Raw genomic sequence first — 13,539 nt, 5'->3', positions numbered from 1 at the left:
CGGGGTATGGGGTTGTGGAACACGACAGGCACGGCAGGACAGCGGCCCGTCGGCGGGGCGGCGCAGCCGGCGGCCGTCGCGCCGTGGCAGGCGCCGAGTGACGTCGAGCAGAGGCTGTACGAGGCGCGGGTGCGCGGCGACTGGGACGCGTACTTCCATGCGCTGGCCGAGACGCGGCTGTTCCTCCCCGTGCCCCGGGCGAACGCCGACGCCGAGACCCGCACCGTGCCCTTCACCCCGTACTGGAACCCTCAGACCGGGACGCCCTGCCTCGCCGTCTTCACCGAGGGGATGCTGCCCCCGCCCGCCGAGGACCCCGTCTTCTGCGGGTACTCCCTGGGCTGGTACGCCCGGGTGTGGGAGCCCGGCGACCCGCCGTATCTGGTGGTGAACCCCGGCAGCCCCTGTGAGGCCGTCATCCCGGCGAACCCGGCGGGGCGGGAGATCTGGCAGTGGCACGCCGAGCGCGTCAGCACCTCCGGTTGCGGCTGCCCGAGCCGGCACGGGCGGCTGCGCGCCCTCCACACGGGCGGGCCCCTGCACGGGCCGCTCGCGCACGGGCTGGCCCTCACCGCCCTGCTCTTCGTCGACAACGGCGAGCTGTGGAACGCCATGGCCTACCACGGCGGCGGCTACTTCCACGAGAAGGACCGGCTCAAGGAGTGGTGGGGCATCACCGACCGGGACGGCTGGCGGAAGGCTCAGGAAGGGCTGCTGGACGCGGACATGGTCAGCGGCTCGTGGGAGTTCGCGCTGGGCGTCCGCCGGGCCATGGCGATGGACTTCCCGGGGCTCGTCGACGTCGAGCACTGGCGCCGGACCGCCGAGCGCGTCCTGCGGCGCAGGGCCGAGCAGGCGGGCGAGGTGCGGATCACGCTGGAGGGGGTGACCCGGGGGGAGGCACTCTCCGACGAGGAGGTCGGGGAATACGTCGCCGAGATCCACCAGCTGATCGGGCGGATCGCGCGCTACGAGGCCCGCTTCCGCGCGGATGGCCTGCTCGCCGAGGGCGCGTACGTGCGGACGGCGACGGCGTGGGACCACGGGCGCGCCGCCGGGATGGCCCGCTGGGGGCTGGCCGCGCGGTACTGCACCCTGCACGAGGCGGAGGAGGCGGTGCTGCGCGCCGGGATCGCGGCCAAGGCCGCGTACGGCTCGTGGGAGGAGTTCTCCGCCGGCTACGTCCTCGCGCGCTGTCTCCACTTCGACGAGGAGAAGTTCGGCAAGTGGTACGAGGACGCGCTCGCCGCGCACCGCATCCTCACCACCGACCTCGCCAGCCCCTGGCTGAACATCCCCTGGGGGCGGTGAGCCGGCACCCGGGGCCCGAGGGTCTCACCGCCCCAGGTAGACGTGCAGCGCCAGTGCCACCGGTCCCGGGCAGGCCAGGGCGCCGGTGACGGCCCAGCGGGTGGTCGGGCCGAGGCGGAGGAGCTTCAGGGCATGCCAGACGGCTGTCAGGACGGCTGCCGCCAGCGCCAGGACTCCCGCCACGCCGAGGAGGAAGTCACCGGCCTCCGTAGGATGTTCCGCCGCCGCACCCCAGACGGCGATCATCAGCACGACCACCAGGCACAGCCCTACGGCCATTGCCGTGATCGTCCACAGGATCGCCGCCAGGACGGTCATGAAGCGGTCCGCGGCTCGTGCGGGGAGATGGGCCTTTCCCGTGCGGGTGGCGGCCTGGAGGCGGTCGGGCAGGTGGTCCGGAAGGAGCGTGGTCGTCATGCGACTGATCACACACGCCGACAGGTCCCGTCCGGGAGAGCTCGCCCACTCACACCGGCCTGAGTAGCCGTACTCACCTTCGGCGAACTGGAGGCCGTGGCGGGAATCGAACCCACGTAACTCGCTTTGCAGGCGAGCCCCTAAGCCACTCGGGCACACGGCCGGGTCGGTCGAAGTGTCGTACCCTCCCCGACGGCTACGACCATACGTTCACCCCGGCCCCGCTTCAATGGTGCGGAGGCCACTGTCATATGGCGGACATACGCCAGCCACGCTCCCGTGCCGAGGACGGCGACCTCACGCGCTCACCCCCCGCAGGAACTCGTCCACCAGCGGACGGAACATCTCCGGCTCGTCGACCCACGGGAAGTGACCCACCCCGTGCAGTGGGCGCGTCACGCCGCGGGGGAAGGAGGCGGCGACGAGTTCGCCCGCGCGCATGCCGGTGACGGCGTCCAGGTCGCCCGTCACGACCAGGGCGGGGCAGTGGACCTGGCGCAGGCCGCGGAGCAGGGTCAGGCGCAGGGGTTCGTCGACGCCCTGCCAGAAGGCGGCGCGCGGGACGGGGTTGAGCTGGTCGGGCTCGGTGGCGGCGTGGGCGCGTTGTTCGGCGTCCCAGCGGCCGTAGGCCATGGGGGCGGCGCGGCGGAGGAGGGAGCGGACCTCGGCGAGGCCACTGGCGGCGGCCAGGGAGTGGACGGCGACGTAGGCGTCGACCCACCAGTCCTCGGTGGCGCGGGACTCGAAGATCTCCTCGGCGTCCGTGGGGAGTTCGCCCTGGAGGCGGGAGCCGGGCGCGATGAGGACGAGGTGGGTCAGGTGCTCGCCGTGGGTGGCGGCGTAGGCCTGGGCCGTGGCGCAGGCGGCGTCGTGAGCGAGCAGGGCGAAGCGTTCCAGGCCGAGGTGGACGCGGAGCGCCTCGACGTCCTCGGCGAGTGCGGGGAAGGCGTAGCCCGCCACGTCGGGGGAGGGCGGGGAGGCGCCCGTGCCGCGGCTGTCGGGGACGACGAGCGTGTGGTGGGCGTCCAGGCCGCCGAGGTCGCCGAGGTACGCGGCGTCACGGCCGGGGCCGCCCGCCAGACAGACGACGGGTGGGCCGGCGCCCTCGCCGAGGACCCGATAGGCCAGTTCCACCGAGTCGTATGAGGTGTAACGAGTCATAAGTCCACCATGCCGGAAATGTTGAGTGATCCAGAAGCAAGCCACCCCTCCTCCTCCCCCTATCCCAAATTCCGCTTATGATTCCGGCGTGTTCGACTCCCGGCACATCAAGACATTCCACGCGGTCGTCACCGCGGGCTCCTACTCGGCCGCCGCCCGGGCCCTGGGGTACACCCAGCCCGCCATCACCCAGCAGATGAAGGCCCTCGAACGCGCCGTCGGCACGCCGCTGTTCACCCGGGTCGGGCGCCGGATGCGGCTGACCGAGGCGGGCGAGGCCCTCGCGCGGCACGCGGAGGTCATCCTCGACAGCCTGACCGCCGCGCAAAGGCAAATGAGCTCCCTGACCCGGCTGCGCGCCGGGCGGGTACGGGTGTGCGCCTTCCCCAGCGCGGGAGCCACCCTCATACCCGAGGCGCTGGCCCGGCTGGCGGCCGACCACCCGGGGGTGCGGGTCGAGCTCCAGGAGGGCGAGCCGCCGGACTCGCTCCGCCGGCTGGTGCGCGGCGAGTGCGACATCACCCTCGCCTTCACCTACCCCGGCCTGCACGAACAGGTCCCCGACGAGCTCGTCGAGATACCGCTGTTCGAGGACCAGCTGACGGTGCTGCTGCCGATAGGCCATCCGCTGGCCCGCCGCCGCGCCGTCAAGCTCGCCGATCTGGCGGAGGAACGCTGGATCGCCGGCTGTCTGCGCTGCCGCACCAATTTCCTCCACGAGTGCGCCGAGCAGGGCTTCGCTCCGGACATCGCGTTCACAACGGACGACAATCTCGTCGTGCAGTCGCTCGTCGCCGAGGGGCTGGGAGTGGCGATGATGCCGGGGCTGGTGTTGTCCTTCCTCCGGCACGACAAGATCACCGGACGGGCCCTCGACCCGGCCTGCCGGCGGCAGGTCTCCGCCTACGTCCTCCGCGAGCACCTGCGCATCCCCGCCACGGCGCTCGTCCTCGACGAGCTCAAGGCCGTCGCGGCGCGACGGGTCGGGTGCTGAGTTCCCGCCCCGGATGCCCGCGTATCCATAAGCGGGAGTTGGCGGTCGGGTTAAGAACTGTCGTTGGACGTGATGGATCCGGCGCCCCGACGCTGCACCCATGACCACCCCCACCGCACCCCCGAAGACGGCGACAGCGACAGCGACAGCGACGACGACAGCGACGGCGACGACCACCGCGACGACCGCGCGCCTCGGCCGGCTCGTCGACGAGATCCGCGAGACCGTCGGCCGCGGCCTGGCGCCCGACGCGACGGCCTACCTCGTCGGCGAGCGGCTCGCGGCCCACCTCGGCGCCCCGGACCTGCTCACCCCCGAGCAGTGCGAGGGCGACCCCGACCGCTACCGCCAGCACATCCTCCACGCCGAGGCCGACGGCAGCTTCTCCGTCGTCGCGCTGGTCTGGATGCCCGGACAGCGGACCGCCATCCACGATCACGTCTCCTGGTGTGTCACCGGCGTCCACCAGGGCACCGAGAGCGAGCGCCGCTACCGCCTCGTCCCCGACGTCCCGACCGCGCGCCTCGTCGCCACCGAGGACGTCGTCAACCGGCAGGGCGACGTGTGCGGCTTCGCGCCGCCCGGCGACATCCACCGGGTGCGCAACGCCTGCTCGAGCATCGCCATCTCCCTGCACGTCTACGGCGCGGACGTCTCCCGCCTCGGCTCCAGCGTGCGGCGCGTGTACGACCTGCCCGCCGACGAGTTCTGATGGCGGTCGTCGACTCCCGGACCTCCACCCAGCCGGCGTCCGTTCCCCGGGCGAAGACCGCACCGGGCAAGCTGCCCGGGCTGGCCATGGCCGCCGCCGGCGTGGCCCTCTCCTGGGGCACCCACCGGCTCGTACCCGCCGTCCCCATGCTCACCGCCGCCGTCGTCCTCGGCATCGCCGCCGCCCACCTGCCCGGCGTACGGACCCGGGTGCGGGGTATCGGCAAGCCGGGGCTGACGCTGGCAGGCAAGCGGCTGATGCGCGTCGGCATCGTGCTGCTGGGGCTCAAGCTGAGCCTCGACGACGTGCTCGGGCTGGGCTGGGCCACCGTCGCGATGGTGGTCGCGGTGGTCGCCGCGACCTTCTTCGGGACGCTGTGGCTCGGCCGCCGGCTCGGGCTGCGCGGCGACCAGCCGCTGCTGATCGCCACCGGCTACTCCATCTGCGGGGCCTCCGCGATCGGCGCGGTCAGCGAGGTGTCGGGCAGCGACGAGGAGGACGTCGCGACGTCCGTGGCGCTGGTGACGCTGTGCGGCACGCTCGCCATCGCCGTACTCCCGCTGCTCCACCACCCGCTGGGGCTCGGCGACGTGGCGTTCGGACGCTGGGTGGGCGCGAGCGTCCACGACGTCGGGCAGGTGGTGGCGACCGCGCAGACGGCCGGGCCCGCCGCCCTCGGCGAGGCCGTGCTGGTCAAGCTGATGCGGGTGGCGCTGCTGGCGCCCCTGGTCGCGGCGGTGGCCATGGCCGTACGGCAGCGGCGCGCCGCCGCCGGAGCGCCCGCCGAGGGGAAGCGGCCCGCGCTTGTCCCCCTCTTCGTCCTCGGCTTCCTCGCCATGGTGGCCCTCCGGACCACCGGTTGGCTGCCGGGCGGCGCGCTGGACGCGGCCGCGCACACCCAGGAACTGCTGCTCGCCGCCGCCCTCTTCGGCCTGGGCAGCGCGGTGCACCTGCCCTCGCTCGTCCGGACGGGCGGCCGGGTCGCGGCGCTGGGGCTGTGCTCGTGGGCGGTCGTCGCGGGCGTGTCGTACGGGGGCGTGCTGCTCACGACGTGAGGGGTGCGGGGGTGCCGTACCCCCGCACCCCCCGGGGCGTCACGAGCCGGACAGCTCGACCATCTCGATGATCTTCTTGTCCGGGCCGAGCGTCACGTTGTAGTAGTTCTGGCCGGCGCACCATTCCTTGTGGTCGGCCTTGCTCTGGTTGTCGTACTGCTGGTGGTTCGGGTCCGCGCACTCCTTGACGTGGCCGATGCCCGAGAGGACCTTGTCGGTGGGCTTCGTCGGGCGGACCTGGGGGCCGTCCAGGCTGAGGACGGTCACCTTCGCGTTCTCGTTGTCGAAGGCGTAGGTGTACGTCGGGCCCTCGTTGCGGTAGAAGGCGCCCTCGTCCATCTTCGTGTTGCAGGACACCTTGGCGTCCTGCGCGACGATGTTGTTCATCGCGCCTTCGACGCTGAGCACCTTGATGAGCTTGTGGCCCTTGGGCAGCGGCGCGCACGGGTCCTTGTAGTCGCTCTTGCCCTTCCCCTTGCCGTCGGCGGGCTGCTGCGACGGGGCCGCGCTGGCGGAACCCTTGTCGTCGTTCTTCCCGCCGTCGTCGGTGGGGCCGCAGGCGGTCAGCGCGAGTGCGCCGGAGACGACCAGCGCGGCCGTGACGACATGGCGAATGGACATGAGGGATCCCCCAGCGAGCTGAACTGTCTATGTGAACCGGCCGGAAGCATATGGGCATGGGCATGGCGAAAAATCGACTGTTTGCATGGTCATGATCAATCTGGGACGGAATCACGACGGACCCGTGTCCGACCCGTGGCCGAGCCCCGCCCGACCGTGCGACTAGGCCGCAAGGCCGAGTGGATCTCCGCCGCACGACAGGGGTCAAACCCGCTTTGGCCACTTACTGTGAAGGCCATGACCGCCGCCGATCCCATATCCGCCCCCCAGGCCGCAACAGACACAGCGGAAGGCGTTCTCGGACGCCGCCACCGCGCCCTCACCCTCGGCATCGTCTCCGTCGTCTCCCTCATCGCCTTCGAGGCCAGCGCCGTCAACACGGCGATGCCCGTCGCGGCCCGCGCGCTCGACGGCATCGGGCTGTACGCCTTCGCCTTCTCCGCCTTCTTCACCGCGAGCCTGTTCGCGATGGCGCTGTCGGGGGAGTGGTGCGACCGCGCCGGCCCCCTCATACCCCTCTTCACGGGCATCGCCGCCTTCGGCACCGGGCTGGTGGGCGCGGGCGCGGCGCAGGAGATGTGGATGTTCGTGGCCGCGCGCGGCGCGCAGGGCATCGGCTCCGGGCTCGTGATCGTCGCCCTGTACGTGGTCGTGGGGCGGGCCTACCCGGAACGGCTGCGGCCCGCCGTGATCGCGTCGTTCTCCGCCGCCTGGGTCGTCCCCGTGATCGTGGGGCCGCTGGTGGCGGGGACGGTGACCGAGCGGCTCGGCTGGCGCTGGGTGTTCCTGGCCATCCCCGTGCTGATACTGCTGCCGCTCGCCGTGATGCTCCCCGCGCTGCGCGCGCTGCCGCCGGGGAGGAACACGGACGCGATGGACCGGCGCCGGATCCTCCTCGCCCTCGGCGTCGCAGCGGGGGCGGGACTCCTCCAGTACGCGGGCCAGGACCTCCGCCTGCTGTCAGCTCTCCCCGCGGCCGCCGGGCTCGCCCTCCTCGTGCCGTGCGTCCGGCGGCTGCTGCCCGCCCGCACCTTCCTGGCCGGGCGCGGGCTGCCCTCCGTCGTGCTGCTGCGCGGCCTCGCGCAGGGCTCCTTCCTGGCCGCCGAGACCTTCGTGCCGCTGATGCTCGTGACCGAGCGCGGGCTGTCGGCCACCCTCGCCGGGCTGTCGCTCACCGGAGGCGGGCTGACCTGGGCCCTCGGCTCGTTCACCCTGAGCCGGCCCCGGCTGGAACCCCACCGCGAGCGGCTGATGAGCCTGGGCATGGCGGTGCAGGCGCTCGCCGTGGCGGTGGTGCCGCTGGTGCTGATCGACGCGGTGCCGGCGTGGCTGGTGGCCGTCTGCTGGCTCCTCGTCGGCTACGGGATGGGGCTGACGATCTCCAGCGTGGGCGTGCTCACGCTCCGGCTGTCGCGGCCGGGCGAGGAGGGCACGAACGCGTCCTCGCTCCAGGTGTCGGACGCGCTGGGGAGCGTGGTGCTCGTGGGGCTGGCGGGGGTGCTGTTTGCTCTTGGCGGGGGAGGGGTGGCTTCCGTCGCCGGGCATGGCCCGGGGGCCTCGGCCGCGCCCGGCGGGGCCTTCGTGGCGGTGTTCGTGCTCTCGGCGGGCGCGGCGCTGGTGGGGGCGTACGTGGCCACGAGGCTGCGGCCGCGGGGGTAGGTCGCGGGAGGAGGAGGCCCCAGTCCCGCCCTTTCACCGTTTCCCGGGGGCTCCGCCCCCGGACCCCCGCTCCTCAAACGCCGGAGGGGCTGATGGTGCCCGGACTGTGAGGTCCGTCCCACCCCCGTGTGGACCCGGCCTGTAGCACCCGGCAGTGTCGGCCGACGCGGGTAGGCTGACGCGGTTGCCGACCGCCGACCCCACCGACGGAGACCGTGACTACCACCACCGCGAATCACCATCTCTCACCCGCCTTCCCCGGACGGGCGCCCTGGGGTACCGCCAACAAGCTGCGTGCCTGGCAGCAGGGCGCCATGGAGAAGTACATCCAGACGCAGCCCCGCGACTTCCTCGCCGTGGCCACCCCGGGTGCCGGCAAGACCACCTTCGCCCTGACCCTGGCCTCGTGGCTGCTGCACCACCACGTCGTCCAGCAGGTGACCGTCGTCGCGCCGACCGAGCACCTGAAGAAGCAGTGGGCCGAAGCGGCCGCCCGCATAGGCATCAAGCTCGACCCCGAGTACAGCGCCGGTCCGCTGGGCCGCGAGTACCACGGCGTCGCCGTCACCTACGCCGGTGTCGGCGTGCGCCCCATGCTCCACCGCAACCGCTCCGAGCAGCGCAAGACGCTCGTCATCCTCGACGAGATCCACCACGCGGGCGACTCCCGCTCCTGGGGCGACGCCTGCCTGGAGGCCTTCGAGCCGGCCACCCGCCGCCTCTGCCTCACCGGCACGCCGTTCCGCTCCGACACCAACCCCATCCCCTTCGTCACCTACGAAGAGGGCGACGACGGCATCCGCCGCTCCTCCGCCGACTACACCTACGGCTACGGCAACGCGCTCGGCGACGGCGTCGTCCGCCCGGTGATCTTCCTCTCCTACAGCGGCAACATGCGCTGGCGCACCAAGGCGGGCGACGAGCTGGAGGCCCGGCTCGGCGAGCCCATGACCAAGGACGCCGTCTCCCAGGCCTGGCGCACCGCCCTGGACCCGCGCGGCGACTGGATGCCGAACGTGCTGCGCGCCGCCGACCGGCGGCTGACCGAGGTCCGCAAGTCCATCCCCGACGCGGGCGCGCTCGTGATCGCCTCCGACCAGGAGTCCGCGCGCGCCTACGCCAAGCTGATCCGCGAGATCACCGGCGAGGGCGCGACGCTCGTGCTGTCCGACGACAGCGGCGCCTCCCAGCGCATCGACGACTTCGCGGCGTCCGAGGACCGCTGGATGGTCGCCGTCCGCATGGTGTCCGAGGGCGTGGACGTGCCCCGCCTGGCGGTCGGCGTCTACGCCACGACGATCTCCACGCCGCTGTTCTTCGCCCAGGCCGTCGGCCGCTTCGTCCGCTCCCGCCGGCGCGGCGAGACGGCGTCCGTCTTCGTCCCGACGATCCCCACGCTGCTGACCTTCGCCAACGAGATGGAGGTCGAGCGCGACCACGTCCTCGACAAGCCCAAGAAGGAGGGCGAGGAGGACCCCTACGCCGAGTCCGAGAAGGAGATGGACGAGGCGAACAAGCAGGAGGACGAGGACACCGGCGACCAGGACCAGCTGCCCTTCGAGGCCCTGGAGTCCGACGCCGTCTTCGACCGCGTGCTCTACGACGGCGCCGAGTTCGGCATGCAGGCCCACCCAGGCAGCGAGGAGGAGCAGGACTACCTCGGCATCCCCGGCCTGCTCGAGCCCGAACAGGTGCAGCTACTGCTCCAGAAGCGCCAGGCCCGGCAGATCGCGCACAGCCGCCGCAAGCCGGACGAGCAGGCGGACCTGCTCGAAATCCCCGCCGAGCGGCGGCCGGTCGTCACGCACAAGGAGCTCCTGGAACTCCGCAAGCAGCTCAACACGCTGGTGGGCGCGTACGTCCACCAGAGCGGCAAGCCGCACGGTGTCATCCACACCGAGCTGCGCCGCGTGTGCGGCGGGCCGCCGAGCGCGGAGGCGACGGCGGGGCAGCTCACGGAGCGCATCAACAAGGTGCGCGAATGGGCCACGCGCATGAAGTGACGACTGCCGTTGCCGTCCGCACCGGACGGGCCGGGTCCCCCGGCCCGTCCAGCGGCGGCTAGCCCTGCGCGCCCGCGCGGCGGCGGGTCGCGACGACCAGGCCGGCACCGGCGATGATCGCCGCGGCGCCGCCTGCGGCGATCCACGGGGTGGCCGGGTCCGAGCCGGTCGCGGCGAGCTCGGTGCGGCTGCCGTTGGCGGTGGTACCGGAGCCACCGGAGGTGGTGTCGGCTGCGGCGGCGGTCGTCGAGGACGACGCGCTCGGGCTGGCGCTCGCGCTCGCGCTGGCGGAGGGCTTGGCGTCGGGGTTCTTCTTCCCGGACTCGGTCGCGGTGGGGGAGGCCGAGGCGGTGGGGCTCTTGCTCTTCTCAGGCTTGGGCTCGACGGCCTTGACGGAGAACCGCTGGTCGGCCGAGATCTTGTGGTTCTGGCTGTCCATCAGGGTGAGGCCGGCCTCGTGGGCCGGGGTCCGCTCGCCGAGCTTCAGGCGCAGCTCGAACGTCTCGAGAAAGCCCTTCTTCACCTCGTACGACGTGAGGGAGCCGGTGAATCGGAAAGGGCCGTTCTCTCCGCTGAAGCTGGGCACCAGGTCCACGTGCGTCCAGCCGGAGTTCTTGGTGCTCCGGTACTCCAGCGCCACGGCATAGTCCTCGACCTTGCCGACATTGGGCTTGGCCGGGACGTAGGCCGCCTCCAGGTCGAAGGACGCGTCCTTGTCGCCCTTGCGGTTGTCGAAGGACATCTCGAAGGCCGCCCACTTGTCGGGGCCGGCCTGCACCACCTTCTTTCCGGGGCCGTGCAGCGTCAAGGGGTTGAAGAACGGGGCGGTGCCATCACCCTTACCGGACTGCTCGCCGCCGGCCTTGTCGTCCTTTCCGCCCGTGTCGGCCTTCGGGGCCGGGTTCGTGTCCGCAGGGGCCGCCGCCCCGCCGTCCTGCTGGGTCGTCGTCTGTCCCGTCGTGGCCGGCTGCTCCTCGGCGACCGCCGGCGTGGTCAGGAAGAGGGCCGGGGTGATGACACCGGCCGCCACGATCGTGGCTATTCGGGAAATCTGCATGGCGATCACACTAAAGCCCCGCAATGCCAATGGCCCCCCTGGATTACCCCGTCCACAAAGCGGATTGCTCAATTCCCCTCCGTGATGCCCGGATTGTGGGCAGACTCTTCCGCTGAGCGGACCGGCGGCGCTACCGTGCCGGTCACGCACACGCCCCGTGGCAGCGCCGCCGCGGAGCGCAGCCGGACCATAACGACAAGCCGCCGGCGGCCTCTCCTCGCGCGCTGCCGGAACGGGACCGGCGGCGCGACCCCCACCCGCGACGGGAGCCGCCACTCATCGGAGGAGGGGCGTCGTGACCGCGGAGACTTCGCAGACGCTCGACAGGGGACTGAAGGTCCTCAAACTGCTAGCGGACACCGACCACGGACTGACCGTCACCGAGCTGTCCACCCGGCTCGGGGTCAACCGGACGGTCGTCTACCGGCTCCTGGCCACCCTGGAGCAACACGCGCTCGTCCGCCGGGACATAGGCGGCCGGGCCAGGGTGGGCCTCGGCGTGCTGAGGCTCGGCCGGCAGGTGCACCCGCTCGTGCGGGAAGCGGCCCTGCCCGCCCTGCGCTCGCTGGCCGAGGACCTGGGGGCCACCGCCCATCTCACCCTCGTCGACGGGGCCGAGGCGCTCGCGGTCGCCGTCGTCGAGCCGACCTGGACCGACTACCACGTCGCCTACCGCGCCGGATTCCGCCACCCCCTGGATCGCGGCGCGGCCGGGCGGGCCATCCTCGCCGCCCGCCGCGGCGAGGTCGACAACCCCGGCTACGCCCTCACCCACGGCGAGCTCGAGGCCGGGGCGAGCGGGGCCGCCGCACCCCTGCTCGGCGTGTCCGGGCTCGAGGGGAGCGTTGGAGTCGTGATGCTCGCCGACTCCGTGCCACCGAGGGTCGGCACCCGCGTCATGGAGGCCGCGAAGGAGGTGGCCGACGCCCTCCGCTAGCCGGTAGCCCACCGGCGCAAGGGGGCGGGGCGGGGCGGACGGGCCCTGGTAGGGGCGTAAAGAGCTCTTCGCCGCTGGAGACACATGCCGGGCGACCGACACCGCGATACCAGGCACCGCGAAGAGCTCAGCCCCGTAAGGGCCCGTCCGACCCGCCCCGCCCCCGACTCGTACCCCCAGGCGGTCCCGGATGCCGCGTACACCCACCGCGTGAATTAGATTCGCAGCATGCCAGCCGCCCCCACCCGCGTCCTCGCCGTCTGCGCCGCGCCCGTCGTCGCCCTGCTCGCCGTGGCCGCGCTCGTCCCCCTGCCGTTCGTCATCGCCCAGCCGGGCTCCACGACGGCGAACGTGCTCGGCCTGCACAAGGACAAGCCGGTCATCACCATCTCCGGCGTCCCGACCCGCGAGACGAGTGGGCAGCTGCGCATGACCACCATCGAGGCCACCGGTCCGGATACCGAGATCGGTCTGACCGACGTGGTCGACAGCTGGTTCCGCCGGGACCGGGCCGTGATGCCGCGCGACGCGGTCTACCCCCCGGGGCAGTCCGACACGGAGATCGAGAAGCACAACGTCGCGGAGATGAAGAAGTCCCAGGACGCCGCGGCCGAGGCCGCCCTGCGCTATCTCCACCGCTCGCCCAAGGACGTGAAGGTGGAGCTGAGCCTCGCCGACGTCGGCGGGCCCAGCGCCGGCCTGCTCTTCACCCTGGGCATCATCGACAAGATCGCCGGTGACGGCCGGGGCGGCGACCTGACGGGCGGCCGGGTCATCGCGGGCACCGGCACCATCGCCCCGGACGGCAGCGTCGGCGCGGTCGGCGGCGTCTCCCTCAAGACCCAGGCGGCCGGGCGCGACGGCGCCACCGTCTTCATCGTGCCGAAGGGCGAGTGCTCCGAGGCGGGGGCCGAGCTGCCCAAGGGCATGCGGCTGATCCCGGTCGACACGCTGAGCGACGCCGTCACGTCCCTGAAGGCCCTGAAGGACGGGGGCCGCGTCCCCTCCTGCCCGGCCTGACCCGACGCAGCGCAATACGGACGCGTCAGTCCTCCGACGCCTGCTGCACCAGCGGGATGATCCTCAGCGGCACCGGGTTCTCCATGACGATCGCCGTGGACGCCCGGACGATCCCCTCGAAGCCCACCACCCGGTCGATCACCCGCTGCAGGTCCGCGTTCGAGCGGGCCACCAGCCGGCACAGCATGTCCCCGTGCCCGGTCGTCGTGTGCAGCTCCAGCACCTCGGGCACCGACGCCAGATGCGTACGGACGTCCGCGCCCTGCCCCTGCTTGATCTCCAGCGTCGCGAACGCGGTCACCGGATAGCCCAGCGCCGCCGGGTCCACGTCCGGGCCGAAGCCCCTGATCACCCCCTGCGACTGGAGCCGGTCCAGCCGCGCCTGCACCGTGCCGCGCGCCACGCCGAGGCGCCGTGAGGCCTCCAGCACCCCGATCCGGGGCTCCCGGGCGAGCAGCTCGATCAGCCGCCCGTCCAAACGATCGATCACCCTGATGCTCCTTTCGTGGTCATCCTGCACAGATCGTCCGGGGCTTCTCGACCGCCTCTATGCATAATGCCCAGTGAAATCGCAAACTATTGCGCACCTTGT

The 13,539-nt window shown here is 72.4% G+C and carries 13 protein-coding genes and 1 tRNA gene; 8 read left to right on the top strand and 6 right to left on the bottom strand.

Features of this window, described 5'->3' with window-relative positions:
• The first annotated feature begins 6 nt into the window (after positions 1-6).
• Complete coding sequence (locus tag EKH77_RS11770; RefSeq protein WP_126914351.1) at positions 7-1,311, top strand: DUF1266 domain-containing protein; 1,305 nt, start codon at positions 7-9, stop codon at positions 1,309-1,311.
• 24 nt (positions 1,312-1,335) lie between these two features.
• Here EKH77_RS11770 and EKH77_RS11765 read toward each other — a convergent pair whose 3' ends face one another.
• From EKH77_RS11765 to EKH77_RS11755, 3 genes are all read right to left on the bottom strand, one after another.
• A complete protein-coding gene (locus tag EKH77_RS11765) occupies positions 1,336-1,728 on the bottom strand; it encodes a hypothetical protein (protein WP_126914350.1) in 393 nt (130 codons plus the stop codon).
• Positions 1,729-1,816: 88 nt separating this feature from the next.
• A tRNA-Cys gene (locus EKH77_RS11760) sits at positions 1,817-1,891 on the bottom strand.
• Between the two features lie 134 nt (positions 1,892-2,025).
• Positions 2,026-2,889 carry an alpha/beta fold hydrolase gene (locus EKH77_RS11755; protein ID WP_126914349.1) on the bottom strand — a complete coding sequence of 288 codons (864 nt, stop codon included), beginning with the start codon at positions 2,887-2,889 and terminating at the stop codon, positions 2,026-2,028.
• An 88-nt stretch (positions 2,890-2,977) separates the two neighbouring features.
• On the opposite strand from EKH77_RS11755, the gene EKH77_RS11750 reads away from it, so the two are divergent.
• The 3 genes from EKH77_RS11750 to EKH77_RS11740 all read left to right on the top strand — a co-directional run bounded on the left by EKH77_RS11750 (position 2,978) and on the right by EKH77_RS11740 (position 5,650).
• The gene (locus tag EKH77_RS11750) at positions 2,978-3,883 is read left to right on the top strand and encodes a LysR family transcriptional regulator (protein ID WP_126914348.1); all 906 of its coding nucleotides are present in this window, start codon (positions 2,978-2,980) and stop codon (positions 3,881-3,883) included.
• A 100-nt stretch (positions 3,884-3,983) separates the two neighbouring features.
• The gene (locus EKH77_RS11745) at positions 3,984-4,595 is read left to right on the top strand and encodes a cysteine dioxygenase family protein (protein ID WP_126914347.1); all 612 of its coding nucleotides are present in this window, start codon (positions 3,984-3,986) and stop codon (positions 4,593-4,595) included.
• Positions 4,595-5,650, top strand: coding sequence for a YeiH family protein (locus tag EKH77_RS11740; RefSeq protein WP_126914346.1), 1,056 nt, complete (start codon positions 4,595-4,597; stop codon positions 5,648-5,650). The genes EKH77_RS11745 and EKH77_RS11740 overlap by 1 nt, the downstream gene beginning before the upstream one ends.
• A gap of 39 nt (positions 5,651-5,689) precedes the next feature.
• Here the strand turns inward: EKH77_RS11740 and EKH77_RS11735 are convergent, their stop codons facing one another.
• Positions 5,690-6,271, bottom strand: a complete 582-nt coding sequence (locus tag EKH77_RS11735; protein ID WP_126914345.1) for a DUF3558 domain-containing protein — start codon at positions 6,269-6,271, stop codon at positions 5,690-5,692.
• A gap of 237 nt (positions 6,272-6,508) precedes the next feature.
• Between EKH77_RS11735 and EKH77_RS11730 the strand changes: the two genes are divergently transcribed.
• Positions 6,509-7,930, top strand: a complete 1,422-nt coding sequence (locus EKH77_RS11730; RefSeq protein WP_126914344.1) for an MFS transporter — start codon at positions 6,509-6,511, stop codon at positions 7,928-7,930.
• A 215-nt stretch (positions 7,931-8,145) separates the two neighbouring features.
• A complete protein-coding gene (locus EKH77_RS11725; protein WP_126914343.1) occupies positions 8,146-9,933 on the top strand; it encodes a DEAD/DEAH box helicase in 1,788 nt (595 codons plus the stop codon).
• Positions 9,934-9,991: 58 nt separating this feature from the next.
• Here EKH77_RS11725 and EKH77_RS11720 read toward each other — a convergent pair whose 3' ends face one another.
• Positions 9,992-10,990 (bottom strand): LAETG motif-containing sortase-dependent surface protein, encoded by a 999-nt coding sequence (locus tag EKH77_RS11720; protein WP_126914342.1) that lies wholly within the window; start codon positions 10,988-10,990, stop codon positions 9,992-9,994.
• Positions 10,991-11,285: 295 nt separating this feature from the next.
• Here EKH77_RS11720 and EKH77_RS11715 point away from each other — a divergent pair, with 295 nt between their 5' ends.
• Together EKH77_RS11715 and EKH77_RS11710 are read left to right on the top strand one after the other, a co-directional pair.
• Positions 11,286-11,927: an IclR family transcriptional regulator gene (locus EKH77_RS11715; RefSeq protein ID WP_126914341.1), complete on the top strand. Its 642-nt coding sequence runs from the start codon at positions 11,286-11,288 to the stop codon at positions 11,925-11,927.
• Between the two features lie 228 nt (positions 11,928-12,155).
• A complete protein-coding gene (locus tag EKH77_RS11710) occupies positions 12,156-12,947 on the top strand; it encodes a S16 family serine protease (RefSeq protein WP_126914340.1) in 792 nt (263 codons plus the stop codon).
• A gap of 25 nt (positions 12,948-12,972) precedes the next feature.
• On the opposite strand, the gene EKH77_RS11705 is transcribed toward EKH77_RS11710, so the two are convergent.
• The gene (locus EKH77_RS11705) at positions 12,973-13,437 is read right to left on the bottom strand and encodes an Lrp/AsnC family transcriptional regulator (RefSeq protein WP_126914339.1); all 465 of its coding nucleotides are present in this window, start codon (positions 13,435-13,437) and stop codon (positions 12,973-12,975) included.
• Positions 13,438-13,539: the final 102 nt, after the last annotated feature.

The sequence above is a fragment of the Streptomyces luteoverticillatus genome (assembly GCF_003970715.1).
GTDB lineage: Bacteria > Actinomycetota > Actinomycetes > Streptomycetales > Streptomycetaceae > Streptomyces > Streptomyces abikoensis.
Note: the sequence above shows the minus strand (reverse complement) of the source record. Positions and strands in the feature narration are given on the sequence as shown.